Source organism: Solwaraspora sp. WMMD1047 (assembly GCF_029626155.1).
Taxonomy (GTDB): Bacteria; Actinomycetota; Actinomycetes; order Mycobacteriales; family Micromonosporaceae; genus WMMD1047.
On the sequence record NZ_JARUBL010000001.1, the window covers coordinates 2371026 to 2397212 of the forward strand.

General features: G+C 71.1%; 25 protein-coding genes. 12 read left to right on the forward strand and 13 right to left on the reverse strand.

All coding sequences use genetic code 11. The annotated features are described in order from the left end of the window. Positions 1 to 32: 32 nt before the first annotated feature. Both O7627_RS10950 and O7627_RS10955 read left to right on the forward strand, forming a co-directional pair. Positions 33 to 1031: an aldo/keto reductase gene (locus tag O7627_RS10950; RefSeq protein ID WP_278093385.1), complete on the forward strand. Its 999-nt coding sequence runs from the start codon at positions 33 to 35 to the stop codon at positions 1029 to 1031. Between the two features lie 103 nt (positions 1032 to 1134). Then, on the forward strand, positions 1135 to 2124 hold the full coding sequence (locus O7627_RS10955; protein WP_278093386.1) for an aldo/keto reductase: 990 nt from the start codon (positions 1135 to 1137) through the stop codon (positions 2122 to 2124). A 28-nt stretch (positions 2125 to 2152) separates the two neighbouring features. Here O7627_RS10955 and O7627_RS10960 read toward each other — a convergent pair whose 3' ends face one another. After that, positions 2153 to 3220: a TIR domain-containing protein gene (locus O7627_RS10960; protein WP_278093387.1), complete on the reverse strand. Its 1068-nt coding sequence runs from the start codon at positions 3218 to 3220 to the stop codon at positions 2153 to 2155. 270 nt (positions 3221 to 3490) lie between these two features. On the opposite strand from O7627_RS10960, the gene O7627_RS10965 reads away from it, so the two are divergent. Continuing rightward, the gene (locus O7627_RS10965) at positions 3491 to 4681 is read left to right on the forward strand and encodes a beta-1,3-glucanase family protein (RefSeq protein WP_278093388.1); all 1191 of its coding nucleotides are present in this window, start codon (positions 3491 to 3493) and stop codon (positions 4679 to 4681) included. A gap of 152 nt (positions 4682 to 4833) precedes the next feature. Continuing rightward, a complete protein-coding gene (locus O7627_RS10970; protein ID WP_278093389.1) occupies positions 4834 to 7200 on the forward strand; it encodes an EAL domain-containing protein in 2367 nt (788 codons plus the stop codon). 51 nt (positions 7201 to 7251) lie between these two features. On the opposite strand, the gene rph is transcribed toward O7627_RS10970, so the two are convergent. Beyond that, positions 7252 to 9810 carry a rifamycin-inactivating phosphotransferase gene (gene rph, locus O7627_RS10975; protein ID WP_278093390.1) on the reverse strand — a complete coding sequence of 853 codons (2559 nt, stop codon included), beginning with the start codon at positions 9808 to 9810 and terminating at the stop codon, positions 7252 to 7254. 183 nt (positions 9811 to 9993) lie between these two features. On the opposite strand from rph, the gene O7627_RS10980 reads away from it, so the two are divergent. Continuing rightward, a complete protein-coding gene (locus O7627_RS10980; protein ID WP_278098245.1) occupies positions 9994 to 12498 on the forward strand; it encodes a tetratricopeptide repeat protein in 2505 nt (834 codons plus the stop codon). Between the two features lie 4 nt (positions 12499 to 12502). Here O7627_RS10980 and O7627_RS10985 read toward each other — a convergent pair whose 3' ends face one another. The 4 genes from O7627_RS10985 to O7627_RS11000 form a co-directional block, all read right to left on the reverse strand. Further along, entirely contained in the window at positions 12503 to 13096 is a 594-nt protein-coding gene (locus O7627_RS10985; RefSeq protein ID WP_278093391.1) for a hypothetical protein, read from the reverse strand. Positions 13097 to 13113: 17 nt separating this feature from the next. Next, positions 13114 to 13506 carry a hypothetical protein gene (locus O7627_RS10990; protein WP_278093392.1) on the reverse strand — a complete coding sequence of 131 codons (393 nt, stop codon included), beginning with the start codon at positions 13504 to 13506 and terminating at the stop codon, positions 13114 to 13116. Positions 13507 to 13645: 139 nt separating this feature from the next. Beyond that, positions 13646 to 14275: a response regulator transcription factor gene (locus tag O7627_RS10995; RefSeq protein ID WP_278093393.1), complete on the reverse strand. Its 630-nt coding sequence runs from the start codon at positions 14273 to 14275 to the stop codon at positions 13646 to 13648. 113 nt (positions 14276 to 14388) lie between these two features. Continuing rightward, positions 14389 to 14874, reverse strand: coding sequence for a DUF6232 family protein (locus O7627_RS11000; protein ID WP_278093394.1), 486 nt, complete (start codon positions 14872 to 14874; stop codon positions 14389 to 14391). A 233-nt stretch (positions 14875 to 15107) separates the two neighbouring features. Between O7627_RS11000 and O7627_RS11005 the strand changes: the two genes are divergently transcribed. The 6 genes from O7627_RS11005 (at position 15108) to O7627_RS11030 (ending at position 19446) form a co-directional block, all read left to right on the forward strand. Continuing rightward, positions 15108 to 15350 carry a hypothetical protein gene (locus O7627_RS11005; protein ID WP_278093395.1) on the forward strand — a complete coding sequence of 81 codons (243 nt, stop codon included), beginning with the start codon at positions 15108 to 15110 and terminating at the stop codon, positions 15348 to 15350. A 57-nt stretch (positions 15351 to 15407) separates the two neighbouring features. Beyond that, the gene (locus tag O7627_RS11010) at positions 15408 to 16523 is read left to right on the forward strand and encodes a YihY/virulence factor BrkB family protein (protein WP_278093396.1); all 1116 of its coding nucleotides are present in this window, start codon (positions 15408 to 15410) and stop codon (positions 16521 to 16523) included. Positions 16524 to 16658: 135 nt separating this feature from the next. Continuing rightward, positions 16659 to 17054: a DUF5753 domain-containing protein gene (locus tag O7627_RS11015; protein ID WP_278093397.1), complete on the forward strand. Its 396-nt coding sequence runs from the start codon at positions 16659 to 16661 to the stop codon at positions 17052 to 17054. Between the two features lie 16 nt (positions 17055 to 17070). Then, positions 17071 to 17286 (forward strand): DUF397 domain-containing protein, encoded by a 216-nt coding sequence (locus O7627_RS11020; protein ID WP_278093398.1) that lies wholly within the window; start codon positions 17071 to 17073, stop codon positions 17284 to 17286. Between the two features lie 82 nt (positions 17287 to 17368). Beyond that, the gene (locus tag O7627_RS11025; protein WP_278093399.1) at positions 17369 to 18745 is read left to right on the forward strand and encodes a hypothetical protein; all 1377 of its coding nucleotides are present in this window, start codon (positions 17369 to 17371) and stop codon (positions 18743 to 18745) included. Positions 18746 to 19071: 326 nt separating this feature from the next. After that, the gene (locus O7627_RS11030; protein ID WP_278093400.1) at positions 19072 to 19446 is read left to right on the forward strand and encodes a hypothetical protein; all 375 of its coding nucleotides are present in this window, start codon (positions 19072 to 19074) and stop codon (positions 19444 to 19446) included. Positions 19447 to 19509: 63 nt separating this feature from the next. Here the strand turns inward: O7627_RS11030 and O7627_RS11035 are convergent, their stop codons facing one another. Both O7627_RS11035 and O7627_RS11040 read right to left on the reverse strand, forming a co-directional pair. After that, positions 19510 to 19905: a type II toxin-antitoxin system HicB family antitoxin gene (locus O7627_RS11035; RefSeq protein WP_278093401.1), complete on the reverse strand. Its 396-nt coding sequence runs from the start codon at positions 19903 to 19905 to the stop codon at positions 19510 to 19512. Beyond that, positions 19902 to 20114, reverse strand: a complete 213-nt coding sequence (locus O7627_RS11040; protein ID WP_278092690.1) for a hypothetical protein — start codon at positions 20112 to 20114, stop codon at positions 19902 to 19904. The genes O7627_RS11035 and O7627_RS11040 overlap by 4 nt, the downstream gene beginning before the upstream one ends. Before the next feature lie 209 nt (positions 20115 to 20323). Here O7627_RS11040 and O7627_RS11045 point away from each other — a divergent pair, with 209 nt between their 5' ends. Then, the gene (locus O7627_RS11045; protein ID WP_278093402.1) at positions 20324 to 20740 is read left to right on the forward strand and encodes an ASCH domain-containing protein; all 417 of its coding nucleotides are present in this window, start codon (positions 20324 to 20326) and stop codon (positions 20738 to 20740) included. A 216-nt stretch (positions 20741 to 20956) separates the two neighbouring features. On the opposite strand, the gene O7627_RS11050 is transcribed toward O7627_RS11045, so the two are convergent. From O7627_RS11050 to O7627_RS11070, 5 genes are all read right to left on the reverse strand, one after another. Then, positions 20957 to 21310, reverse strand: a complete 354-nt coding sequence (locus tag O7627_RS11050) for a VOC family protein (protein ID WP_278093403.1) — start codon at positions 21308 to 21310, stop codon at positions 20957 to 20959. A gap of 26 nt (positions 21311 to 21336) precedes the next feature. Then, positions 21337 to 21948: a YdeI/OmpD-associated family protein gene (locus O7627_RS11055; protein ID WP_278093404.1), complete on the reverse strand. Its 612-nt coding sequence runs from the start codon at positions 21946 to 21948 to the stop codon at positions 21337 to 21339. A gap of 351 nt (positions 21949 to 22299) precedes the next feature. Next, positions 22300 to 22671, reverse strand: a complete 372-nt coding sequence (locus O7627_RS11060) for a hypothetical protein (protein ID WP_278093405.1) — start codon at positions 22669 to 22671, stop codon at positions 22300 to 22302. 109 nt (positions 22672 to 22780) lie between these two features. Further along, positions 22781 to 24847: a 3-hydroxyacyl-CoA dehydrogenase NAD-binding domain-containing protein gene (locus tag O7627_RS11065; protein WP_278093406.1), complete on the reverse strand. Its 2067-nt coding sequence runs from the start codon at positions 24845 to 24847 to the stop codon at positions 22781 to 22783. Continuing rightward, entirely contained in the window at positions 24844 to 26037 is a 1194-nt protein-coding gene (locus O7627_RS11070) for an acetyl-CoA C-acyltransferase (RefSeq protein ID WP_278093407.1), read from the reverse strand. The genes O7627_RS11065 and O7627_RS11070 overlap by 4 nt, the downstream gene beginning before the upstream one ends. Between the last annotated feature and the right edge of the window lie 150 nt (positions 26038 to 26187).

The window sequence follows — 26187 nt, forward strand, 5'->3', positions numbered from 1 at the left end:
GGGTGGCGACCTCGACGACGAAGGAGAACGTCATGCGGACACGAACCCTGGGCCGGACCGGACCGGCCGTCTCCGCGCTGGGACTTGGCACGATGGGCATGTCGAACGGCGCCTACGGTCCGGCCGACCGCGCGGAGAGCATCGCGACCGTGCACGCCGCGCTGGACGCCGGCGTCACGTTGATCGACACCGGTGACTTCTATGCCATGGGTCACAACGAACTGCTGGTCGCCGAGGCATTGCGTGGCCGGGACCGGGACAGCTACCTGCTGAGCGTCAAGTTCGGGGCGCTGCGAGGGCCCGGCCACGAGTTCGGTGGGCAGGACAATCGGCCCGAAGCGGTACGGAACTTCCTGGCCTATTCGCTGACCCGGCTCGGCACCGACCACATCGACATCTACCGACCGGCCCGGCTGGACCCGGCGGTGCCGATCGAGGAGACGGTCGGCGCGATCAAGGAGATGATCGACGCCGGGTACGTGCGGTACCTCGGCCTGTCGGAGGTCGACGCCGCCACGATCCGCCGGGCGCACGCCGTGCACCCGGTCACCGACCTGCAGATCGAGTACTCGCTGCTGTCCCGGGCGGTGGAGGCGGAGGTCCTGCCGACCCTGCGGGAACTGGGCATCGGAATGACCGCGTACGGCGTCCTGAGCCGTGGTCTCATCTCCGGGCACTGGCGTGCCGGGGCGGAGAACCGCCCCGGTGACCTGCGCGGCCTCGGCCCGCGGTTCGCCGTCGGCAACGTGGAGCACAACCTCGGCCTGGTGGAGGCGCTGCGCCGGGTCGCCGGGGCGTTGGGGTGCACGGTCGCCCAGCTCGCGATCGCCTGGGTAGCGGCGCAGGGCGACGAGATCGTGCCGCTGGTCGGCGCCCGTACCCGTGAGCGGCTGGCCGAGGCGCTGCCCGCGCTGGAGCTGACCCTCACCCCGGACGACCTCGCCGAGATCGAGAAGGCGGTGCCGGCCGGGGCGGCGCGCGGGGACCGGTATCCGCCCGCCTTCATGGCCGACCTCGGCGTGGGGAACTGAGTCCACCGGCCGGGCCGGAGGTCGGAGTGCCGCCGTGCGGTGGGGTGTCCCGGCGTACCGTGGCACTCCGACCCGATCCCGTGACCGTGGAAGGACCACCGACATGCGCACCCGCAGGCTCGGCACCGCCGGACCGGAAGTGTCCGCCATCGGCTTCGGCGCCATGGGCCTGAGCGACAGCTACGGTCCCGGACCCGACCGCGCCGACAGCATCACGCTGATCCGCACCGCGGTCGAGCGTGGCGTCACCTTCTTCGACACCGCCGAGGTGTACGGCCCGTTCGTCAACGAGGAACTCGTCGGCGAGGCCCTTGAACCGCTGCGCGACCGGGTCGTCATCGCCACCAAGTTCGGCTTCGCCTTCGACGGGGACGGTCGGCAGAGCGGCCTGTCCAGCCGGCCGGAGAACATCCGGCGGGTCGCCGATGCCTCACTGCGGCGGCTGCGGGTGGAGACGATCGACCTGTTCTACCAGCACCGGGTCGATCCCGAGGTGCCGATCGAGGAGGTCGCCGGCACGGTCAAGGAGCTGATCGAGGCCGGCAAGGTCAGGTACTTCGGCCTCTCCGAGGCGGCCGCCGGCACCATCCGCCGCGCGCACGCCGTGCAGCCGGTCACCGCCGTGCAGAGCGAATACTCGCTCTGGTGGCGCCGCCCCGAGCAGGAGATCCTGCCGACCCTGGACGAACTCCGCATCGGGTTCGTGCCCTTCAGCCCGCTCGGCCGGGGCTTCCTCACCGGCGCGATCAGCCCCGACACCCAGTTCGCCGAGGGCGACATGCGTAACACCCTGCCCCGCTTCGACCGCGGCGCCCGCCAGGCCAACCAGGCGCTTGTCGACCTGCTCGGCGCCATCGCGGGGCGGCACGACGCCACGGTGGCGCAGATCGCGCTCGGCTGGCTGCTCACCCAGCGGCCCACCATCGTGCCGATACCCGGCACCCGCAAACTGCATCGGCTGGCGGAGAACATCGGCGCCGCCGAGGTCGAGCTCACCGCCGCGGACCTGGCCGACATCGAGGCCGCGGCGGCGAAGATCGAGGTCCAGGGCGCCCGCTACCCGGAAAGCATGGAACGGCTCACCAACATCTGATCGGGCCGGACGCTGGCGGTCCTCTGGCTCAGATGCCGACCGACCACTTGTACGACTTGAAAGCCTGATCGAATCGTGCCGAGTACTCCGGAGGAATGTCCAGCGCAACGTCAAGTTGGAGCATCACCTTCTCGCTTGCGTCAAGCCTCGCGCGCAGAGTGTCAGCGATGGCCCGGTATTCGTACGCGAAGCTCCGCAGCCGCTCGACGGGCTGGTGGGCGAACAGCGCCAGTGCCTGTAGTACGGCGTGGGCCTCGTCGGACGAAGTGGCGTAGCCGCGAAGTCTGGCGGCCCAGTCGATGAACGACTCGTAGACGGAGACGTACCGGTTGGCCATGTGGAGAATTTGGTCGAGGTTGCCGGCCTCGCCGGGAGCGCCGAACGCGGAACGCTGCACCCGGTCGGAGAGCACCGTAGAGAAGTTCCGGAGAGCACTCTGGATCATCGCCGACTCCCGGGCCACCAGACCGGGAAGGTCCAGGTCCTTGACGAACTCGGTGGGTTGGGCGAATCCCATGCCGAAGTCGAGGTACTTCTCGTGGAGCCGCTCGATGTCCCGGACCAGCGTGTAGGAGAAGAGCAGGTACTCCCAGGCGGCGGGACGCTCACCGACGAGGATCGTCGCCTCGTGCTCGCTGCGCGGCACATAGCCGTTGAACAGCCCGCCGCCCTGGGCGGATCCGCCATTGAGCTTCTGGCAGATCGCCGCCGCCACCCCGTGCTCTCCGATCACGGACCCGTCGAGGTAGCTGATGGTCGACCTGACCCCGGGAAGCTGCGTGGCGTCCAGCCGGACGGGAAGGAGGTACGGCGTTTGCTGCTCCAAAGCGCGGGCGAGGACGCTGCGACGCTCCAACCTCGTCCACGGCTTCGCCGCGTAGTGCCGGGAGACGAACATGACCGCGTACCGGGAGCGTTGCTCGTAAACCTTCGGGAAGTACTCCGTAAGTTCCTCCCCCCAGAGCGCGACCTGCTCGTCCTGGTCATAGAACACCTTGTAGCCGGCGTCCGTGACCTGCCGGACAACCGCTTGAACGAACTGCCGGTCCTCTCCCGCGAAGGTGACGGCGACGTCGTACTCGTATCGGTGCGGCACCGCGGAAGTATGCGCGGCAACAGGACGGGCGGTCCATCCTGGATGGGCGCGTACCTGCTCGCGGCGCTATGTCCGGTGGCCGGCGGAGCGACAAGGTTCAGCCCCCACCGGGCGGCGGCGTGGGCTCGGCGCTGAGATGTGGCGGCATCGGCCCGAACTCCAAGTAGTCACCGCATCGCCGTACATCTATTGACAAATGTTGTTTACAGTTGGACGCTGAGAGCGCTCTCTCGAAGTCGAGGCCGCCCACCACCGAGCGGAGGAGTTCTCATGATCGTCCGAAGAAGGCTGCTTGCCATCGCGGCCGCACTGGCCACCGCCGTCCCGACCGCCCTGGTCGCCGCCGCGCCCGCCGCCCAGGCCGTCGGCCCGGCGCTGCTGCCGGTCACCGTCACCAACAACTCCGGCCGGGCCGGAGCCGTCCACCTGTACGTGATCGGCGTACAGCTCTCCTCCGGCCGGCTCGGCTACGTCAACCAGGCCGGCACCTTCATCGCCTGGACCGGCGGGCAGATCCCGCCGTCGCCGGCACCCGACGCCTCGATCCCCGGACCCACCAACGGCGGCACCGCCACCATCCGGTTCCCGCGCGGCTTCTCCGGCCGGGTCTACTTCTCCTTCGCCGAGAAGCTGAAGTTCTTCCTCACCCCGACCGGCCTGGTGCAGCCCGCCCCCTGGGCGGCCGGCGACCCCAACCGGGACATCCTGTTCGACTGGAGCGAGTTCACCTACAACGACGCCGGCCTGTGGCTCAACAGCTCCCAGGTGGACATGTTCGCCGCCCCGCACGCGGTCACCGTCACCGGTTCGAACGGGGTGACGAAGCGGACCGGCGACGTGGTCGCCAACGGCCGCAACGCGATCATCAACGGGATCCGGTCCCAGGCCGGCTGGGCGGGCACCGTGCACACCCGGGCCGGCGGCACCGTGCTGCGGGTGCTGGCACCCGGCAAGGCCGCCGGTGCCGGCCTGTTCAGCCCCACCTACCTGGACTCCTACATCACCTCCGCCTGGAACACGTACACCAACCGGACGCTGACCGTGGTGCCCTTCGGCGACCGACCCGACCTCCGCTACTACGGGCGTACCTCGGGCCGGGTGATGACCTTCACCAACGGCGCCGGCCAGGTGGTCGCCTCGTTCAACCGCCCCTCCTCGGCGAGCGTCTGGGGCTGCGACGGGGACCTGCCCGCCCCCAACGACCAGGTGGTCGGGCCGATCTCCCGGACGCTGTGCGCGGCGCTCAACCGGGGCACCCTCGGCACCATCCACACCCAGCCCAGCACGAACGCCGCCGACTTCTACCGCAGCAACCCGACAAACCAGTACGCCCGGATCATCCACGCCAACATGCGCGACGGTAAGGCGTACGCCTTCGCCTTCGACGACGTCGGCGCGTTCGAGTCGCTGGTGCACGACGGCGACCCCCGCGCGGCCGGCCTGGTGCTCAGCCCGTTCTGACCGGGCCGGCACCACCCGAGGCGCCACCGGCACCCGGCGGGTGCGCCGGTCACCACCGGCGCACCCGTCGACGGTCGGATCGACGGCTCGGCGGGGTCCCCCACACGTTCGGGTGAGACACCGTACACAGTGGGCAGGCTACTGTCGGGGCCGTGACGGGAGAGGCGCTCCGGCCGACGGCGGGCCCGGCGGTCGAGGTCGCCGGCGCGGGGGACTGCCCCGCCGCCCGCCGGTACGTGGCGGCCACCGTCGCCGTCGCGCTCCTCGGTACCGCCTGGTGCGCGGCGTCGTTCACGGTCGGCGCCGGCACCGAGGCGATCGCATACGTCTTCGTCCCGGCCGGCGGCGCGCTGGTCACCACCGCCGTCTGGCACCTGCTCCGCAGCGTCGGCCTCGACCCGGTCGCCCGGCGGTTCTGGCGGGCGCTGCTCGTCGCCACCGCCGCGATCACCATCGGCTACGGCTGGCTGGCGGTGGACATGCTGACCCACGCCGCGCAGGCCCGCACCCGCAGCATGCCGTTGCCGGCGGCGGCCTGCGTGGCGGCCGGCTTCCTGCTGGCCAGCTGGGCGGTGGCCCGGGTGCCCGTCGTGCAGCCCGGTGGGACCGAGCGGTGGCGCGTCCTGCTCGACCGCACGATCGCGTTCCTCGGCTGCGCGACCCTGCTGTGTTACGCCGGGCTGGCCCCGATGGTCGACGCCAGCGAACCGTGGAGCCGGCAGGCGATGGCGCTGGTCGGACTCGCCTTCCTGGTCGCGCTCGGCGCCGCGACGAAGGTGTCGTACGTCGCGGGCGGCCCGGTGGACCGGGCCGCGCTCCGCCTCATCGCGGCCAGCGGCGGGGTCACCGCCGGGATCGTGGCCGTGCTCGCGGTGCGGTTCGGGTACGTCGCCGGCATCCCCGCCCAGGCGGTGGTGATGCCCTTGACCCCGGTCCTGGCCACGCTGGCGGTCGCGGCGCAGTGGCGGGCCAGCCTCGGGGTTCGCCGTGAAGACAGACGCAGCGGGGTGCTGCTGCCCTACCTGGCCGTGCTGGCGGTCGACGTGCCGCTGCTCGCGGTCGCGTTCGGCGCGCCGGTGAGCTGGCCGGTCCGGGTGGTGCTGGTCACCGCCGTGCTGGTCACCGCGCTGGTGGGGGCGCGGCAGTTCATCGCGTTCCAGGAGAACGCCCGGCTGCTGCGCAGCACCCGCCTCCAGGAGGAGCGGCTGCAGTACGAGGTCAGCCACGACGGCCTCACCGGACTGGCCAACCGGGCGCTGTTCCGGGACCGGCTGGCGGCCGCGCTGGCCGCGGCGGAACCGGCCACCGTGCTGCTGGTCGACCTGGACGACTTCAAGACCGTCAACGACCTGCTCGGGCACGAGGTCGGCGATCGGCTGCTGGTCTCGGTCGCCGGGCTGCTGCGGGCCGAGGTCGGCGACGCCGGCCTGCCGGTGCGGGTCGCCGGGGACGAGTTCGCCGTCCTGCTGACCGGCGTCGCCGCCGACCCGGAGGAGCTGGCCGGCCGACTGCTGGCCGCGCTCGGTCACCCGATCAGCGAACACCGGCTGCTGGTGCAGGCCAGCATCGGCATCGCCGCCGCCGGGTCCGGCGCCACCGTCGACTCGGCGCTGCGGGATGCCGACGTCGCGATGTACACGGCGAAACAGCGCGGCAAGGCGGGCTTCGTCCGCTACACCGACGGGATGGGGGAGCCGATCCTGGCCCACATGCAGCTCGGCGGCGAGCTGCGGCGGGCCCTGGACAACGACGAACTCCGGGTGGTCTACCAGCCGATCCTGCGGCTGGCCGACAGTCGGGTGGTCGGGGTCGAGGCGCTGGTCCGTTGGCAGCACCCCACCCGCGGCCTGGTCAGCCCCGCCGAGTTCATTCCGGCCGCCGAACGGACCGGCCTGATCGTCGCGCTGGGCCGGTTCGTGCTGCGCGAGACCTGCCGCCAGGCCGCCGCGTGGGCGGCCGAGTTCGGGCCGGACGCGCTGCCGGAGGCGGGGCTCAACGTCTCCGCGCGGCAGCTGCACGACCCCGACTTCGTCTCCGACGTGACCGCCGCGCTCGCCGACAGCGGCCTGCCCTGTGAGCGGCTGGTGCTCGAGGTGACCGAGTCGGCGGTGCTGCGCGGTCAGCAGGTCTCCCGGACCCTGTTCGCGCTCGACCGGTTGGGGATCCGCCTGTCGCTCGACGACTTCGGCACCGGCGAGTCGTCGCTGAGCCTGCTGCGGGCGTTCCCGGCCTCCGTCGTGAAGCTGGACAAGTCCTTCGTCGACGGGATCGAGATCGACGACGGCCTGGTCGCCGCCGCCGACGCCCGACAGGCGGTGGCCCGCGCGGTGATCCAGCTCGCCCGCGCGCTCGGCCTGGAAACCGTGGCGGAGGGGGTGGAGAACGCCGCGCAGGTGGCCGTGCTGCGCGAGCTCGGCTACACCCGCGGCCAGGGCTACCACCTGGCCCGGCCGATGAGCGCCGACGGCGTCTCCGGCCTGCTGGCCCGGCAGCGGGCGGTGGCGGCCGTCGACGGTTGAACCGGCACGCGCGGGCCGGGGCGGCCGTCGACCGTTTCCACCCGCGCGCCGTCACGACAGGATCTCGACGTACCCGTCGGTCGCGTGCAACCTGATCCGCTGCCCGTCGCGGATCAGCCGGGTGGCGTGCTCCACCCCCACCAGGGCGGGCAGGCCGTACTCCCGGGCGATCACCGCGCCGTGGGTCATCAGACCGCCGACCTCCGTGACGAGACCCGCGATCGCGACGAACAGCGGCGACCAGCTCGGGTCGGTGTGGGCCGTGACCAGGATGTCGCCGGCCGCCAGATCGGCCCGCGCCAGGTCCAGGATGACCCGCGCCCGGCCCTCGACGGTGCCGGCGGAGACCGGCAGCCCGACCAGCGCCCCGGCCGGCACGTCGTCGCGCCGGTACGCCCCGGCGACCGCCTCACCGTCCGAGGTGAGCACCCGGGGCGGGGTGAGCGCGTGGTACGACCGGAACGCCTCCTTCCGCCGCCCGATGAGCTGGTGGTCGACCTGCCCGGTGCGTACCACGTCGTGCAGTTCCTGGAACGAGAGGTAGTAGCTGTCCTCCCGGTCGGCGAGCACGTCCGCCGCTACCAGGCGGTCGGCCTCGGCCAGCAGCGCCCGCTTGTAGATCAGGTAGCGGGTGACGATGCCGTACTTCGGGTACTCCCGGTAGCCGATGAAGGTCCGGACCCGGTCGATCATCCGCTTGGCCTCGGTGGCCTTCCGCTCCCCGTCCGGCAGCGCGCGCAGCCTGGCCAGCACGTCCCGTTCCTTCCGTGCCGCCGCCCGCCGGCCCCGCTCGAAGCGCCGCTCGGCCTCGCCGGGGGCGAAGAGCCGGACGTTGTCGAGGATGACCGGCAGCAGGGTGCCGGGGCGTTCGCTCCACCGCGGTCTGGTGATGTCGATCTCGCCGACGCAGCGCATGCCGTACCGGTCGAGGTAGCCCGCGATGGCGTCGCGGGCTTCGGCTCCGCCCGGGAGCTTCGGCAGCTCGGCCAGGAAGCCGTCGTCCGCGGCGTTCCGCAGGAACGCCACCACCTGCGGATACGGGCGGATCACGTCCGCGACGTCGAGCAGCGCGAGCCCCATCTGCGAGGTGATGTTGCCGGGGGCGGAGAGGGTGAGCGTGTCGGCCGCGTTCCGCTCGCCCAGCCACTCGTACAGCGTGTCGTTGAGCCACCAGGTGGCGTCCATCCCGGCCATGATCGCCTGCATGCTCAGCGGGTCGGCGAGGACCCGCTTCTGCTCCTCGAACGCCGCCAGCAGGAAGTCGAAGAGTGCCGGCCCGGTCACCGTCGCGATGTCGCGCCGCAGGGCGGCGATCGAGTCCTGGCTACGCCGGACCGACTCGTCGACGATGCCCGGATCGGTGGGGATCGGACCGGGCGCTCCACCCGCCGGCGGCCCGCTCGTTGGTGGCCCGCTGGTTGGTGGCCCGCCGGGGGAGGGGTCCGGCATCGTCGGGATGACGTCGCCGCGGTCGAGGATGGTTTCCAGGGCATCCCTGATCAGCGGATCGCCCCGCCCCATCACCGCCAGCAGGGCGGCGCGGCTCGCGGGTGCGGTCAGCCGACCGGTGACGTCGACGAAGAGCCGCCCGCCGGCCTCGTGCATCGGCGCCATGGCCGTCAGCTGCCACATGGAGATGCCCAGCGGCCGCATCGGGTCGGTCATCATCTGCTGGTGGCCGACGGAGACGTAGACATGGTTCGCGTCGTCGCCGGCCTCGGGGACCGGGAATCCCGTGGTGATCGGCCGGCTCTGGACGAACTGGAAGTCGTCGTCGACCAGGCACCACTCGATGTCCTGCGGGTGGCCGAAGTGCGCCTCGATCCGGCGCCCGAGCCGCACCAGGCGAAGCACCTGCTCCTCGGTGAGCGCCGGCCGCTCCGGGTCGACCGCCGCCGCGACGATCTCGTCGTCGCGTACCCGGAAGGTGTCGGGGTTGACCCGGCCGGCGACGAGCGCCTCGCCGAGCCCGAAGCTGGCCTCCACCGCGGCGATCCGGCGGTTGCCGCTCACCGGGTCGGCCGTGAAGAGCACGCCCGCCGCCCGCGGAGAAACCATCCGCTGTACGACCACAGCAAGCTGGACCGCCCGGTGGTCGAAGCCGTTGCGCAGCCGGTAGGTGACGGCCCGCTCGGTGAACAGCGACGCCCAACACCGGCTGACCTGCCGCAGGACCGCCGCCGGGCCGACCACGTCGAGGTAGCTGTCGTGCTGGCCGGCGAACGAGGCGGTCGGCAGATCCTCCGCGGTCGCGCTCGACCGCACGGCGTACGCCGCCTGCCCGCCGAGCCGTTCGAGCGCGCCGCTGATCGCCGCCGACACGTCGCCCGGAACGGCGGCCCCTTCGATGGTCCGGCGGATCTCGGCGCTGAGAACCTCGATCGCCGGCCGGTCGTGCACGTCCAGGTGCGACAGCCGGTCCACCTGATCTCCGAGTGCCGGGGTGCCGGCCAGGACCCGCCGGAAGGCGCCGGTCGTCACGCAGAAACCCGGCGGTACGCGGACGCCGTCGATTCGCGACAGCTCCCCGAGCTGTGCCCCCTTGCCGCCGACCTCGGCGACCCGCGTCCGGTCGACCTCGGACAGTCCCCACACGTACCGCTCGCTCATCACGTCCCCGTTTCCGCAGGTGGTGGCCTCGGCCGACGATTCTGCGGCACAGGGTGGGCCTTGCCGCAAGACCCCCGGTCGGCTATACCTTGAGAAGGGCGGGGGATTGACTCCTCCTGCCATCCACCGCCAGACCGGCCCGGCCGATCGGTGGTGATCTAGCGGGGAGTGCGTGAGTACCGGGTGGGCTCGGACACCATCGGCAGCGTCGCACGGCGGCATCGACTCCGGTTGGGTCTGACCCAGGAGGAGTTGGCCGCCCGCACCGGGCTGAGCGCCCGGGCCATCAGCCGGCTGGAGGCCGGCCGGGTTTCGCAGCCACGCCTGCCGACGGTGCGGCTGCTCGCCGACGCGTTCGGGCTGCGCGGCAGCGAACGCGACGCCTTCTGCGCGATGGCGAACCCCGCCACTGCGGACCCCGCGATGACGGACCCGGAGCCCCGCACCGAGCGGAAGGTGCCGGCCGAGCTGCCGCCGGACGCGTTCCCCTTCACCGGCCGTCGACGCGAGATCGACCGGCTCGACGCGGTGCTGTCCGGCATCAGCGACCAGCCGACCGCACTCGTCATGTCGACGGTGACCGGCCCGCCCGGAGTGGGCAAGTCCGCGCTGGTGATCCACTGGGCGCACCGGGCCAGGGTCGGATTCCCGGACGGACAGCTCTACCTCAACCTGCGCGGCTACCACCCCACCCGGCCGATGCCCGCCGGCGACGCGCTGACGGCGCTGCTCACCGGCCTCGGCGTCGCCGCCGACGAGATCCCGGTCGACCTCGCCCAGCGCACGGCGCGCTACCGCACCGAGGTGGCGGACCGGCGCCTGCTGCTGGTCCTGGACAACGCCGCCACCGAGGAGCAGGTGGTGCCGCTGCTGCCCGGCACGGCGTCCTGCCGGGTGCTGGTCACCAGCCGGGACAGCCTGCCGGGCCTGGTGGCCTTCTACGGAAGCCACCGCATCGAGTTGAGCCCGCTGCCGCCGTCGGACGCGGCGCAGTTCCTGCGCCGGTTCATCGGTCCCCGGGTCGACGTGGCCCCGGACGCCGCCCGCGACCTCGCCCAACTCTGCTCCGGCCTGCCGTTGGCCCTGCGAATCGCCGCCGAGCTGGCCGTCGCCCGGCCGGAGTCGCCGCTCGACGACCTGGTGACGGAGCTACGCGACCGGCACAGCCGACTGTCGATGTTCGACCGGGGCGCCCAGCCCGGCGGCATCGGCGCGGTCATCTCCTGGTCGCTGCGCCGGCTGGCGCCGGAGGCGGTGCGGGCGTTCCGGCTCCTCGGCCTGCATCCGGGGTCGACCTTCGACGCGTACGCCCTGGCCGCCCTCTGCGGCGTCGACCCCGGCACCGCGCGGGAGATCGTCGGCCGGCTGGCCCGGTCCCACCTGGTCCTGGTGGCCGGCCGCGACCGGTACGACATGCACGACCTGCTGCGCCGCTACGCCGCCAGCCTGGCGGACCGCGGCGACGACCCGGCCGACCGCCCCGCCGCCGCCCTGCGCCGGCTGTACGACTTCCACCTCGCCGCCGCGGCGGCCGCGCTGGACGTGCTCTACCCGGCCGAGTCGGCCCGCCGACCGGCGCCGCCGGCCGGCTCGCCGGAGCTGCGGTTCGACGATCCCGACGCGGCGCGCCGGTGGCTCGACCACGAACGCGGTCTGCTCGCCTCGGCCGCCGCCGCCCGGGACGTGGACGGCTGGGCCGACCGGGCGAGCTGGCTGTCGGACGCGCTGTACCGCTACCTGGACGGCGGGCACAACGCCGACGCGCTGCGCATCCACGGCAACGCGCGGGACGCCGCCGTGCTGCGCGCCGACCGGGCCGCCGAGACCCGGGCGCTGCTGGGGCTCGGCGCCGCGCACCTGTGGCGCGGCGAACTCGACGAGGCGGCCGGTTGCTTCCGGCGGTCGCTGGAGCTGTGCCAGGACGGCGTCTGGCGGGCGCGGGCCCTGAACAGCCTCGGCGTCGTCGAGCGGCGGCTCGGTCGGTACGACAGCGCCGCGCGCGTCCAGCAGGAGGCGGTGGCGCTGGCCGCCGACAACGCCGACGTGACCGGCGAGGCGCGGGCGTTGAACAACCTGGCCGTGACCGAGCACCTGCGCGGCCGGTCCCGGGCCGCCGCCGATCACCTCGACCGCGCCCTCGCCCTCTTCTCCCAGGCGGGTGACCGCACCGGGCAGGCGAACGCCCTGCACAACCTCGGCAAGGTGGAGATGCTGCGCGGCCGTACGGCGGCGGCCGCCGACCGGTTGGGCCGCGCCCTGGACCTCTACCGACGGCTGGGCAACCTGCGTGGCGAGGCGACCACCCTCGACTGCCTGGGGGTCGCCCACACCACCGCCGGGCAGACCGACCGGGCGGCCGACCACTTCGAGGCGAGCCTGACCATCTTCGGCCGGATCGGCGACCCGGCGGGGGTGGCGAGCGCGTACAACGGACTGGGCGAGGTGGCCCGGGCCAGGGGGCGGCCGGACGTCGCCTCGGTGCAGCACGCCGCCGCCCTGGAGTCCGCCGCCGGCAGCCTCGAACAGCAGGCCCGCGCCCACCGCGGTCTGGCGGTCGCCGGCCGGGCGCGCGGCGACCAGGTCGACGCCGTCGAGCACTACAAGCGGGCCGCCGACCTCTACCGCGCGCTCGGCGCGGCGGAGGCCGACGAGATGCTCGCGGAGCTGGCCGGGCTGGGCCGCGGGTAGCGCCTCACCGCCACGACCTGCCCGCGGGGTCGTACAGGCAGCGGTCGACCAGACCGAGCTGCGCCTCGGGCGCGTCGTCGGTCATCAGCCGGTCGAGCAGGTCGCCGAGTGGCTCCGCGGTCTCCAGCTGGTCGTCGGTGATGAGGCCGGCCGCCCGGAGGCACCGCAGGACGACGACGTCGCCCTCCCGGTTCGGGTCCTGGTAGCGGGCCTCGTAGAGCGACCGCACGGTGCCGAGATCGCCGGTCTCACACCGGTCGAGCACCTCGGCGTAGTTGTGGTCGGCCGACGAGAAGATGGTGAGCCCGTACCGGTCCTCCAGCACCAGTGGGGCGGAGTGCAGTTGCGCGCAGTCGGCGACCCGCTGGGACGCGGCGGCGTACTCGTCGGCGGTGATCAGGCCGTCGCGCATCGCGTCGCGGCCGAACGGCGTCTGCGCCCGGTCGAGCGATGCCAGTACTTCCGGCCGCCACGGGTCCTCGGTGGGCTCGTCGGCGCCGGCGCAACCGGCCGCCACCACCAGCAGCAGCGCGAGCAGCGGGAGGAGTCGGTTCCGGGCCGTACCTCTCCCCGGTCGGGGAGAGGTACGGCCCACCATGGTGGGGGACATGGTGGCTACACGCCCGGCTTGCAGTAGTTGTAGTCGTTGTAGAGCGAGTTCACCCCGGAGTCGCCCTCCTGGGCGTAGAAGTTCCCCGCGTGGGTGCCGTTGGTGGCGGAGATGTACGAGCGGTCGTCCCCGTACGAGTGCGGGTTGATCTCGAAGCTGCCGTAGTAGTACCGGATGCCGGAGTCGTAGCGCGAGATGATCGCGCGCGTCCCCAGCACGCCGCCGTGCGGCTCGATCCGGGTGTACGTCGATCCGGAGCTCCAGTTCAGCCAGACGTAGGTGCTCGGATCGCGGTAGAGATCCATCTGACCGCAGGCCGCCTGCGCCGGGGACGCGGCGGCGAGGCCGAGACCGCCCGCCATCGCGAGAGTCGTCGCAAGGACTGTGAGTCGCCGCATGGGCTTCTCCATTCTTTGGTCACGCCGGGACGACCCCGTCGTCATCCTGGCTCTGCAACCAGACTTCCGGCGGCTCCGCTCCGCCACAACGGACCCGGGTACGGCCGCGCCGCCGGCCACCGGGGCACCCGCCGGCCGGCTACGCGACCAATCCCTGCCTGTACGCGAGGACAACCGCCTCCGTCTGACCAGCGACGTCGAGCTTGCGGTACACGTTGCCGAGGTGGTGCTTCACCGTCCGGGTGCCGATGTGCATGCGCTGTCCGATGTCGTCCATCGAGTTGCCCATCGCCAGCAGCCGCAGCGCCTGCGACTCCTTCGCGGTCAGCTCGGGACAGACCTGGTCGGTCCGCTGGCGGCCGGCGAGGTGCAGCAGCAGACCCCGGGTCAGGCCGGGGGAGAGGTACGGCCGCCCGGTGTACGCGTCGGCGCAGGCGGCCGGCAGTTGCCGCAGGTCGGAGTCGACCGAAACCTGCACCGTCACCCCGCCCCGCGCGGCCCGCAGCACCTCGGCCCCACACCAGTCGTCATCGACCGCCAGCACCACCGGGCAGCCGGCCCGCCGACGCCAGGCGATCACGAGCCGGGTATCCACCCCGTGCACCACAGCAATGTCCGATGTAGATCGTCTGGCGTGGCCGGTGAGCTCCCGTGGATGGGAAACGCGGTCGATGACGGCCAGGCGCGGGTCGTCGCCGAGCACGGATACGATGCCCGCCATCACGGCCGCCGACGGTGAGTGGACCAGTACCCGCAGCTCTTCTCGCACGCCAACTCCTCCTTCGGCCAGATCCTTCATCGTCTCGAAGGTGATCGGACCGCACCACGACGTCGGCCAGACATCGGCCCGACTGTGGCGGCCACGCCTCGGCTGCTCCACACTCAGGTGGGTCGGTCGTCGAGAGCCCGCGCCAGAGAGCGGCACACCTGCCCGAACCGGACCGCATCATTGGTGCTGAGCAGTAACGTCCGGCAGCCCCGGATGGTGGCCCACAGCTCCAGCCGCCGACCATGCCGCCGGATGTCCTCGACCGCGTGCAGAGCCAGGGCCCCGCCCAGGACGCCGAGTAGGGCGACGAGCACAACGGCGACCGCGACCAGCGCGAACCTCCCCCGTCCCGGGGTGAGTAGGCTCTGGTAGCGCCCCCCGCCGGCCGTCCACCAGCCGATGCTGGTGATCAGGCGCCCCGCCAGTAGCAGGGTGGCGAGCGCCAGGATGCCGACCGCGACCCACACCCGTCGACCCAGGACCGCAGTCCGCTGGCGGCGGACGTCGTTGATCTCGTCAAGGCCGTACCGCCGGCCGTCGACCCACACGGACGACGTGGTGATCCGGATCCACCCGTCGTGATAGTAGGTTCGCGGCATGGCTGGCGGCGTCTCAGTCGGTGCCCGCCGGCCAACACCTGTCAGCCAACTGTCCTCGACCAGAGGTCATCCGGGCCTCACCATCCTCGCTGACGGGCGATACGGCGCGGACTTCGTCCTCAATGCAGCGCGCCGGAGACACCCTTCGATGTTACGCCGACGGCATCAGAGCCGGCCGATGGTTCCCACCGACCGGCACGCCGCACCCTGGACTGCTTGTTACCGTGCCGGGCATGAGCACCGACATCCGCCAGACGTTGACCGTCACCGCGCGCGACGTGGTCGACCGGAAATTCGACCCGTCCGCCTATCCCTACCGGCATCTCGCGGTGTTGCAGGTCGCCAAGCTTGGTACCCCGGACAGCCAGATTCCGCTGGTGATGAGCGCGGTCGAGATGCTCGGCCAGATCGGCTGGGAACTTGCCAGCTTCACCATGGCCAACCGCACCGTCGTCGCGGTGATGCGTCGGCGTTAGCCGTACCGTGCAGGAGCAGGGAGTTTGGCGTCCGGAGTCGGCGGGAACGAAACCCCGATGAGGTGGCCGGACGCGGTTGGGCAGAGACTGCGCCGGGAGACCCGGGACCATGTCCGGACCGGCGCCGACCTGGCCATGCAGACCGTCCGCGCCGCGATCGCCGACCGGATCCACGGCCTCGCCGCCGAGGCCAGCTTCTGGACCATACTCTCGCTGCCCCCGCTGCTGCTGGCGCTCCTGCTCCTCAGCGGCGAACTGGGCGAAGCGATCGGCGTGGACACGTCCGACCAGGTGTCCACCGCGCTGCTCAACTGGGCGGACGGCATCTTCACCGAGCAGACGATGCGGGACGTCGTCGAGCCGCTGATCGTCGCGGCGCTGCTGGAGGAGAACACCGGTCTGCTCTCGGTCGGGCTTCTGCTGGCCCTGTGGAGCGGGTCGGCTGCACTCAGTAATTACGTCTCCGCCATCACCCTGGCCTACGACATGGGTGGGCTACGCAGTTTCTGGCGTACCCGGCTGCTCGCCCTCGGCCTCTATCTGGCTGCCCTGGTGATCGGCGCGGTCCTGCTGCCACTGCTCGTCCTCGGCCCGGACCTGCTGGCCCGCCTGCTGGCCGGACTGCCCGGCCCGGACCTGGAGTGGTTGGTCACCATCGGCTACTGGCCGGTGCTCTGCGTCCTGTCGCTGGTCGCCCTGACCTCGCTGTATCACGTGTCGGTGCCGACCCGTACCCGCTGGCGGCGGGACTTTCCCGGGGCGGTGCTCGCCCTGCTGGTCTGGGTGGGCGGCAGCGTCGCGTTCCGCGCGTACATGTCGTCCGGTCTGCGCGGCGACACCGGGCCGATGGCCGCACCCATCGCGGTCCTGCTGTTCTTCTTCCTCACCGCCCTGGCCGTGCTGCTCGGTGCCGAGCTGAACGCGACCGTGGACGCACGGTGGCCCGATCCGGCGACGAAGGAGGCCCGGCGAGCCGCTCGATCATCGGCCCATGCGGATGAATCGGGCGTAGACGGCACCCGCCAGGGAGCGGCACACCTGCCCGAACGGGAGCGCGTCGTTGATGCTGAACAGCAACATCTCGCAGCCCCGGCTCATGACCCACCGCCCCACCCGCCGGCCGATGTCCCCGATCGCGTGCGGGGCAGTCACCCTGGCCAGCACGCCGAGTAGCGTGACGAGCGAATCACCCAGCAGAACGTCCACGATCTGCTGACGATCTACCGGGCATCGGCCGAGGACCGCGAGGCGCTGGGCACGCTCGCCCGCCAGGCCCGGCTGAAGGGCTGGTGGAACGCGTACGGCGATGTGCTGCCTGACGACTATGTCGGCTTCGGTGCCGAGGCGTCCGCGATCAGCACCTTCGAGCCTCTACGGATCGTAGGCGGCCCCGCCGTCATGACAGCGCAGGTGGCTCGACTGATCGATGCCTGCGCTCACCCGACGATCGAGATCCAGATCCTGCCGTTCACCGCCGGAGCGCACGCCGCGATGGGCGGACCGTTCACGATCCTCGACTACGCCGACCCGGTGCTCGACCCGACGATCGTCTACGTCGACAACGACGCGACCACCGCGCTGCTGGAAGAGGACGAGCAGGTGGCGCGACATAGACTCATGTTCGACCACCTGCGGGCGAAGGCGCTCGACCCCGACAGGTCTGCTGACTTCTTGACCCAGGTGGTGGACGGGTATCCCAGCTAGCCACGTGGAGTGCCACATGATCACCCCTGACCTCGGCCGTGCCGTGTGGCGGAAGAGCAGGCGCAGCAGCGCAAGCGGCTCCAACTGTGTCGAGGTCGCAGAGCTGGCCGACGTGGTCGGGGTGCGGGACTCGAAGGACCCGGTGGGTCCGGTGCTGCGCTTCTCGCCGTACTCCTGGACGAGCTTCACCACCGGTCTGCGGGATGCCATGGTCGTCAGTTCCGGTTCGTGACGGCATAGCGGCTTTGCCGGACCGGCGACCCAGCTGGCCGCTGACGACGTCGAGAGTTGCCCGGTTCGATGATGATGAGCCGGTGAATCTGCGCCGCTCGGTCAGCTCCCGCCTGTTCTTCGGGGGTTTCGCGGCGCTGATGGTGTGGTTCATCGGTTACCTGGTGAGCCTGCAATTCACTGGTGGCGGCTCGGTGTCCGGGCGGCTCTACATTGGCGTGCTGACGCTGATCGTCCTGCTCGTGGCCGGCCTCTTACTCCAGTACGCGTTGCAGCGGTTTCAGGTCGATGTCGACCGGAACGGCTGGGCGGTGCGGATCGGCCGATACCGACGTGACCTGCGATGGGCCGAGATCTCAGCGGTCGTGATCAAGAACCGGGAGACGGATGGGCGGAATCACCGCCGGCCGGTTCCCGCGCTCTACCTGATACCGGACCCGAGCGTCAGCCTGGACGCGCCCAGTGACCTGCAAGCCACCGTGGATGGACGACCGGCGGTACGGCTGTTCGACCTGTCCGAACCGAAGATCGAGGAGGAGCAGTTCGTCCGCGACCTGGCGAGCCTGGCCGGCGACCGCCTTGAGGTACGGGTCCACCACCTCAACGTGATGCTGATGAGCGAGGACGCCCGGCAACGGCTCAACGGCGGACCGGTGCTCCCTGCCTTCCCACCTGGTGCACAGGGTGTGCGGACGCAGCGCTGGTTGAACCGGCGGCGCTTCCTGCTGTTCGTCGGCTGGTACCTGTTCGCCGTCGTCCCCGCGCTGCTGCTCACCGGCTTCGCGGCGGGACTGTACGAACTGCTCGGCGCTGTGGTCGCGGTCCTGGGCCTGCTCGCGGTCGTCGCCGCCTACGCTCAGTTCGTCACTTTGTTCAGCAATGCCACCGGCCTGGTCGACACCGAGATGACGATCGCCGGCACGGAACTGATCCACGTGATCGGTGACAGCACCTTCCGGTACGACATGCACGGCGGTAACGCGGTGGTGTTGCCACCGGGGGCGAAACGAGGCCACGGCAAGGCGTGGCTGCTCGGATTCCCGCACGCCGTGATGCTGCTCGGCGATCCACGGACCGGACGGCTTCGCGACCACGCCGACCTGCTCGCACTGTCAGCAGTGCTGCGGGAGTCGCCACAGGAGGCCGATCGGGCCGCCGCCCGAGACATCGACAGCCTCGCCCTGCAGTCCCCAGCCGGCGACCCGCCGGTGTCAGGCGGTGCCGAGAGCGCCCGCCTGTGGATGTCGTTGACCAAAGCCGGCCGCATCCTGGCCTGGGCCGTCGTCGTGGGCTCGGTCGTGCTGGCTGGTGGCTGGATGCTGGAGACCACCCGCTACCTGGGAAGCGCGATTGTCTTCACCTGCGTAGTCCTGGCCACCCTGTGGGCAATGTACGCGCTGTACCGGATACTCACGCTGCTCGGTGCGGCATGGCAGGCGGTCCGCCGGAAAAGCTGCTGACCGTTTCAACAGCCCGCGGCGTCACAACTCCGCCGAGGAGAAGCTCGTCCTCGACCGAGCCTGTGGCGCCAGCCACCGACGCCATGCTGTACCGGGCGCCGCACCACGCCACTGGTGACCAGCACCGCCGTCGCCCACACTGAAGAGCACATCGCGGCAGATGCGGGCAGGAAGGGCTGGGTTCGACGCACGTGGAGGCGTCCTCTCCTGAGGTTCGCCGTCTGCGCCGCGATGCCGGATGATCTCTGCGTGGAGATCATTCGACTGCTGCAGCGGGAGTTACCAAACCGCACCTGGATCGGACGGCCGGTGCAGCCTGGCTGGCAATGGTGTATGACAGCACCAGGGCGCTCGACGGTGTGGTGACGGCGTCGGTGGAGGAGCCGACGGTGGGCCGAAACCACTACCGGGTCGGTGTGCGACTGCGTGATGACAAGCCGCTGAGCATCCTCTTCACCTCTGCTGTCTTCCTGGTCGCTGGAGCCGAACAGCAAGATCCCCACATGATCCACTCAGTGTTCGTTGACGTCCCCGGCTGGGAGATCTACCGCCGCGCAGGGCTGCGGGTCGCCACCACGGCAGAGCTGAACCAGCCACTCCACGAGCGACACCTGCAACTCCTTACCGAAGAAGAGCGCCGGGATGTCTCCTACCACCAGCCAAGCCGGCTCGGTGACCTGCTGTTCAACTGGTTCGACTGAACTGCCCCTCCGCGCCCGCCGTGCGGCAGAACGGTGAGGTTCGGCAGTTTGTATCCGGCAGTGTTACGCCGCGCTTGACGTGGGACGTGTGGTGTTCTGGGCGGCGATCTGTGAGATGCGTTGGGGCGACAGTCCCAGCAGGGCACCCGCATCTCGGACGGTGTATCCGTCGCCCAGGAGTGCCCGTACGGCTGTCGTGGTCGCTTGTTCGGCCTTCTCGTCGGCGTCCCGAGCGGTCCGCCGGGCGTCCAGTGCTGCCACGACTGTTCCGGGAAGCTCTGGGTGTACCTCGATGCTGATTGCGGCCGGGTCGATCTCGAGCAGCAACGCGATCGCCTCGCGAGCCATGGCGGCGACCTGGTCGAGCCGGCGGGCCTGGGTGTGGACGCCTTTGAGTTCGGGCACGCTGATGGCCCACCAGTTGCCGACCCGCCGGCAGGACACGGAGTAGGTCGTCATTTCCACCAGTCCTCCCCAAGTTGGTCATCGAGGTCGCTCATGATGCCTCGCGCGGTATGTTCGTTGATTTCCCTGTGTCGGGGTATGACGATCTTCTCGCCGCCGCACCTGAAGATCGAGTGACTACCGCCTTCCCGAAGCAGCACGAATTCTTTGCCCGCCTTGGCTGCCGCTGCACCGATCTTCTTGATGAGGTCGACCCGCTTCATGGACTCTAGCCTAGTCCGCTAGATAGATCAAGTAAAACCAACTAGACTACGACGCTGATCAGGATAGATCATCCATCCACCGACGTGCTCTCATCGGCAGAACAGTGAGGTGGGCGCGCTATGACGTGGCAGAAGCGGGGGTGACGTCTGACTGTCGGCGGCCACCTCGGCATGTCAGGGTCGAGATCCTGCAGCGCTACCCTCGTCCGATGACCACCGACCTGCCCACCTTCGAGTTCGCCTTCCCAGGCCCGCTGCGCGACAAGCTGGTCGCTGCCGTGCTGGACGGGACCAAGTCCACCACCACCGGTCTGCTCCAGGACTACGAGATCGACGGCGAACCGCTACCGGTCGTGGGAACCCAGGCGGCTGTGGTCGACTCCGCAGGCCGGCGGGTCGCGGTAGTCGAACTGACCGAGGTGCGGGTCAGCCGACTCGGCGACGTCGATCTCGACCACGCCCGCGACGAAGGCGAAGGCCACGAATCAGTGGCCGCCTGGCGGGCAGGGCACGAAAATTTCTGGCACGGAACGGACTACCGGGGATGGCTGGGCAACCCGAACTTCATCGTGAACGACGACACGCCAGCCGTGCTGGAGCGCTTCCGCCTCGTTGCCGTGCTCTGACCTTCACACCGTCATGCGCAGCGTCGACTCGACACAATATGCCGAATGGGCAATATACCACCGAGGCATAATTATGCCGGAGAGTCATATCGCACTCCGCGATTGTCGGTTCGACGTGGACTTCATGCCGGCTCGGCGCCGATCTTGGGCACGGGCAGCCCGTGCGGAGCAGCCGCCGGACCTGGCGCTCCTGAAAGTCCGGCAGGAAGCACGCGTTCAGCCCCGGTGCTGCGCGACGTTGAGCACGTTGCCGTCCGGTGCCCGGACGAAGAAGCGGCGTACGCCCCACGCCTCGGTGGTCAGCGGATGCACGATGTCGTAGCCGAGCTTCCGCGCCTCCTCGTAGGCGGCGTCCACGTCATCCACCTGCACGGAGATGACCGGGTCCTCGGGCGCCGTCGCGTCGCGGGTCACGAGCTGGACGACCGCCCCACTCTCGGGAGCGGTGTATCGGGCCACCCAGCCCAGGTTGAACTCCTCGTCCGCCAGCCCGAGAAAGCCCGTGTAGAAGCCCCGAGCCGCCTCGACGTCCGGAACCCGAAGGTCGGCGATGACGCGTACGACGCGCATGTGGTCCCCCTGCTCGGTGCGCACACTCAGGACGGCGGCGGTTCCGCCGGCCGGGCCTTCTGCGGATAGAACGTCTCCTGCCGGGCCAGCATCGCGACGAACTCGCCGATCTTCCGCTCCCGGGTCTCGGCCCGCTTGACGGCGTTGATCCGGTGGATGAGGGCGAACCGGTTGGTCTTGGTCAGCACGTCGAACATGGCCTGCGCGGCGGGGTCGGCGGCGATCGCGGCGAGGAGATCCTCCGGGACCTCCGCTTCCGAGGGCGGGGCGTAGGCCGCGGCCCACCGGCCGTCCGCCTTCGCGGCCTCCACCGCCGCCCGGCCCGCCGGCTGCATCCGCCCCTGCTCCTCCAGCCGGGCGACGTGGGCGACGTTCCGCTGTGACCAGGAGCTGCGCGCCCGGCGTGGGGTGAACCGGATCCAGGAGCTCTGCTCGTCCCGCTTGCGCGCCTGCCCGTCGATCCAGCCGAAGCAGAGCGCCTCGTCGACCGCCTGTTGCCAGGTCAGCGTGGTGACCGTGCCGCCCTTCTTGGTCAGGGCGAGCCAGACGCCCGGCGAGGTGGCGTGGTTGGTCGACAGCCACTCGCGCAGCGCCTCGGCGTCCGCCACGATCAACTCATCCAGCTCGGCACTCGTCACGACAGCAGGTTAGCCGCCGCACCCCCGGCCCTAAGTTCCGGCGGGTTCGACCCGGAAGACGGGATAGTCGGCGGCGATCGCCTCGAACGCGGCGCCGTCCGACCACCTCAAGGGTCACCCAGCGCCGGGAGGAGAGGCCGGCGCCGAGCACGACCGCCCAGAAACGCGCGAACCGGCGGGCCGTCGCGTTCCCGCGCCCGCCCGCGTACATGGTCCGCAGTTCATCGTCTGAGTACGTCCATCGCGCCATCGGATCCCCCGAGCTCGGGCACTTCGACCTTGTGTCTCATGGCGAGGATCGCTCCTTCCGGACGCCGGACACAGTGCCGTAAGTCCCGAGAAGCCGGGTCGTCAGCCGGCCATCCGGAACGGCACGGCCACCAGCGCGCCGGCCGCGACGACCGCCAGCAGGAGCCGGGGTACGCGCAGTCCACGCCACCACGGCACCAACCAGAGCAACGCCCACGCCACCACGAAGAACACCCCGTGGGCACCGAACATCGCCAGCGTGGTCTCCTCGCAGGTGTTGTCGGCCAGGGCGTCCGCGCAGAGGGTCGGTGGCCGGTCGATGTCGCCGACAAACGGTGCGGCCATCGTGGCGACGCAGACCAGCACCGGGGTGACAATCAGCGTGGCCAGCGGCGTCAGCAGCCACCAGGCCAGATCGCGGCGCCGGTCCAGCCAACGCGCGCGGGGCGGTTCGGCGACATCGACGTCCGACATTCCGTGGACGGTAGCGGATCCGGGACCGGGCGGGAACGGTGGCGGGCCGCGCCAGGTACACCACGGGGGCGGGGCTCAGCCCCGCCCCCGTTACCGCGTGCGGCCCCGGTCAGCCGGGCAGACTGGCCACGCCCGGGGGCAGGAAACGCCGGCCGGTGACCTTCTCGGCGGTGCCGGTCCGGTCCAGGTACGGGGTGATCCCGCCCAGGTGGAACGGCCAACCGGCACCCAGGATCAGGCAGAGGTCGATGTCGCGCGGGTCGGCGACCACCCCCTGGTCCAGCATCAACCGCGTCTCCTGGGCCAGCGCGTCCAGCGCCTTTGCGCGTACCTCCTCGGCGGTCAGCGGCGCGTCACCGACGACGAGCAGCTCGGCCACCTCGGGGTTGAGCTGGTCGTCGACCAGCAGCGGCTTGCCGGAGTCGGCGATCCGCTTCAGGTTCTCGCTCACCGCGTACCGGTCCGGGAACGCGGCGTGCAGGGTCCCGCCCACGTGGTAAGCGACCGCCGGCCCGACCAGCTGCAGCAGCGCGAGCGGGCGCATCGGCAGGCCGAGCGGGTCCAGTGCGCTGTCGGCGACCTCCGGCGGGGTGCCGGCGTCGATCGCGGTGAGGATCTCGCCGAGGAAGCGGGTCAGCAGCCGGTTCACCACGAACGCCGGGGCGTCGGCGACCAGCACGCACGACTTGCGCAGCTCCTTGCCGACCGCGAACGCGGTGGCCAGGGTGGCGTCGTCGGTGCGGCCACCCCGGACGATCTCCAGCAGCGGCAGCACCGCGACCGGGTTGAAGAAGTGGAAGCCGACCAGCCGCTCCGGGTGCTCCAGGTCGGCGGCCATCTCGGTCACCGACAGCGACGAGGTGTTGGTGGCCAGGATCGCCTCCGGGGAGACGATCTTCTCCAGCTCGGCCCAGACCTGCTTCTTGACGCCGAGGTCCTCGAAGACCGCCTCGATCACGAAGTCGGCGTCGGCGAAGGCACCCTTGTCGACCGAGCCGCTGACCAGGGCGCGCAGCGTGGCGGCGGTGCCGGCGTCCATCCGGCCCTTGCCGACCGCCTTGTCGATCTCGGCGTGCACGTACCCGACGCCCTTGTCGACCCGGCCCTGGTCCAGGTCGGTGAGCACCACCGGCACCTGCAGCCGGCGGGCGAAGAGCAGCGCGAGCTGCGAGGCCATCAGACCGGCGCCGACGATGCCGACCTTGGTGACGGGCCGGGCCAGCCCCTTGTCGGGTGCGCCGGCCGGCCGCTTGGCCCGCCGCTGCACCAGGTCGAAGGCGTACAGGCCGCTGCGCAGCTCCTCGCTGAAGATCAGATCCGCGAGCGCCGCGTCCTCGGCCGCCGTGCCGGCGGCGAAATCCGCGTCCCGGGCCAGGCCCAACAGCTCCAACGCCTGGTACGCGGACGGCACCGCGCCGTGCAGCCGCTGGTCGAGGGTCTGCTTGGCGAAGTAGAGCACCCCGTCCCACATCTCCTTGTCGACCTCGGGTCGGGTCACCGTGACCTGGCCGCGGACCACGCCGGCCGCCCACTCCAGCGACCGCTCCAGGAAGTCGGCCGGCTCCAGCAGCACGTCGGCGATGCCCATCTCCGCTGCCTGCTTCGGCTTGAGCATCTTGTTCTGCGTCAGCGGGTTCTGGATGATCACCTGGGCGGCGGCCGGGATGCCGATCAGGTTCGGCAGCAGTTGGGTGCCGCCCCAGCCGGGGATCAGCCCCAGGAACACCTCGGGCAGGGCCAGCGCCGCCGCCCCGCCGGACAGCGTCCGGTAGTGGCAGTGCAGCGCCAGCTCCAGGCCGCCGCCCATCGCCGCGCCGTTGACGAAGGCGAACGTCGGGATCTGGCTGTCCTTGAGCCGGGCGAAGACCCGGTGGCCGAGCCGCCCGATCTCCAGCGCCTGCTCCCGGTCGGCCAGCAGCGGCAGGCCGGTCAGGTCGGCGCCGACGCAGAAGATGTACGGCTTGCCGGTGACCGCGATGAACGCCGGGTCGGCGGCGAGCGCCTCGGTGATGGCGGCGTCGAGGCTGGCCAGCCCGGCCGGGCCGAGGGTGTTCGGCTTCTTGTGGTCCAGGCCGTTGTCGAGCGTGATCAGCGCCGCCGGCCGGTCCAGCCCGGGCACGGCGACCTGCCGCAGCAGCGCCTTGGTGACCACCTCACCGGGGTGCTGGTCACTCATTTGTCGCCCTCCCAGTTCGGGTTCTCCCAGATCACGGTGCCGCCCATGCCGATGCCGATGCACATCGCGGTCAGCCCGTAGCGGACCTCGGGGTGCTCGGCGAACTGCCGGCACAGCTGCGTCATCAGCCGCACGCCGGACGAGGCGAGCGGATGCCCGATGGCGATCGCGCCGCCCCACTGGTTGACCCGGGGGTCGTCGTCGGCAAGGCCGAAGTGGTCGAGGAAGGCGAGCACCTGCACGGCGAACGCCTCGTTCAGCTCGAACAGCCCGATGTCGTCGATGGTCAGCCCCGCGATGCGCAGCGCCTTCTCCGTCGAGGGGATCGGGCCGATCCCCATCACCTCCGGCTCCACCCCGACGAAGCCGTACGAGACCAGCCGCATGCCGACCGGCAGCCCCAGCTCGCGGGCCACCTCCTCGGCCGCCAGCAGGCTGGCGGTGGCGCCGTCGTTGAGCCCGGCGGCGTTGCCGGCGGTGACCTTGCCGTGCGGGCGGAACGGGGTCTTGAGGGTGGCCAGCTTCTCCAGCGAGGTGTCCCGGGGTGCCTCGTCCACGGTCGCCAGGCCCCAGCCGGTCTCCGGGTCGCGCACCGCGACGGTGACCAGGTCCTCCTGCAGCTTGCCGTTGGCGTACGCCTTGGCGGTCTTCTGTTGAGAAGCGAGCGCGAACGCGTCGGTGCGCTCCTTGGTGATGTGCGGGACCCGGTCGTGCAGGTTCTCCGCGGTCGAGCCCATCACCAGGGCGGACGGGTCGACGAGCTTCTCGGCCAGGATGCGCGGGTTCGGGTCGACGCCCTCGCCCATCGGGTGCCGGCCCATGTGCTCGACGCCGCCGGCGATCGCGACGTCGTAGGCGCCCATGGCGATCCCGCCGGCCACGCTGGTGACGGCGGTCATCGCACCGGCGCACATCCGGTCGATCGAGTAGCCGGGGACGGTCTTGGGCAGGCCGGAGAGCAGGGCGGCGGTGCGGCCGATGGTCAGGCCCTGGTCCCCGATCTGGGTGGTGGCGGCGATCGCCACCTCGTCGACCCGCTCCGGCGGCAGCTGCGGGTTGCGGCGCAGCAGTTCGCGGATGCAGCGGATGACCAGGTCGTCGGCGCGGGTGTTGGCGTACATGCCGCCCGCCTTGCCGAACGGGGTACGGACACCGTCGACGAAGACGACGTCGCGGACTTCACGGGGCACTGGTGAGCCTCCTTGCCGGCGTGGGCGTGGTCCCCCAATGCTACTAGCCGGTAACTACCGATGGTGCCGGCCCCGCTGTGGTCCGGGCCACAACCTCGCGGGTACGCAGGCGAGCCGTACCCGCGTAGGCGCGGCCGACCGGCGCGGTAC

Excerpts from the sequence above, each read along its gene's own strand:
- O7627_RS10950 (WP_278093385.1), top strand. The coding sequence starts at position 33 with ATGCGGACACGAACCCTGGGCCGGACCGGACCGGCCGTCTCCGCGCTG.
- O7627_RS10955 (WP_278093386.1), top strand. The coding sequence starts at position 1,135 with ATGCGCACCCGCAGGCTCGGCACCGCCGGACCGGAAGTGTCCGCCATC.
- O7627_RS10965 (WP_278093388.1), top strand. The coding sequence starts at position 3,491 with ATGATCGTCCGAAGAAGGCTGCTTGCCATCGCGGCCGCACTGGCCACC.
- rph (WP_278093390.1), bottom strand. The coding sequence starts at position 9,810 with ATGAGCGAGCGGTACGTGTGGGGACTGTCCGAGGTCGACCGGACGCGG.
- O7627_RS10985 (WP_278093391.1), bottom strand. The coding sequence starts at position 13,096 with ATGGTGGGCCGTACCTCTCCCCGACCGGGGAGAGGTACGGCCCGGAAC.
- O7627_RS10990 (WP_278093392.1), bottom strand. The coding sequence starts at position 13,506 with ATGCGGCGACTCACAGTCCTTGCGACGACTCTCGCGATGGCGGGCGGT.
- O7627_RS11000 (WP_278093394.1), bottom strand. The coding sequence starts at position 14,874 with ATGCCGCGAACCTACTATCACGACGGGTGGATCCGGATCACCACGTCG.
- O7627_RS11005 (WP_278093395.1), top strand. The coding sequence starts at position 15,108 with ATGAGCACCGACATCCGCCAGACGTTGACCGTCACCGCGCGCGACGTG.
- O7627_RS11010 (WP_278093396.1), top strand. The coding sequence starts at position 15,408 with ATGAGGTGGCCGGACGCGGTTGGGCAGAGACTGCGCCGGGAGACCCGG.
- O7627_RS11020 (WP_278093398.1), top strand. The coding sequence starts at position 17,071 with ATGATCACCCCTGACCTCGGCCGTGCCGTGTGGCGGAAGAGCAGGCGC.
- O7627_RS11030 (WP_278093400.1), top strand. The coding sequence starts at position 19,072 with ATGGTGTATGACAGCACCAGGGCGCTCGACGGTGTGGTGACGGCGTCG.
- O7627_RS11035 (WP_278093401.1), bottom strand. The coding sequence starts at position 19,905 with ATGACGACCTACTCCGTGTCCTGCCGGCGGGTCGGCAACTGGTGGGCC.
- O7627_RS11040 (WP_278092690.1), bottom strand. The coding sequence starts at position 20,114 with ATGAAGCGGGTCGACCTCATCAAGAAGATCGGTGCAGCGGCAGCCAAG.
- O7627_RS11045 (WP_278093402.1), top strand. The coding sequence starts at position 20,324 with ATGACCACCGACCTGCCCACCTTCGAGTTCGCCTTCCCAGGCCCGCTG.
- O7627_RS11050 (WP_278093403.1), bottom strand. The coding sequence starts at position 21,310 with ATGCGCGTCGTACGCGTCATCGCCGACCTTCGGGTTCCGGACGTCGAG.
- O7627_RS11060 (WP_278093405.1), bottom strand. The coding sequence starts at position 22,671 with ATGTCGGACGTCGATGTCGCCGAACCGCCCCGCGCGCGTTGGCTGGAC.
- O7627_RS11065 (WP_278093406.1), bottom strand. The coding sequence starts at position 24,847 with ATGAGTGACCAGCACCCCGGTGAGGTGGTCACCAAGGCGCTGCTGCGG.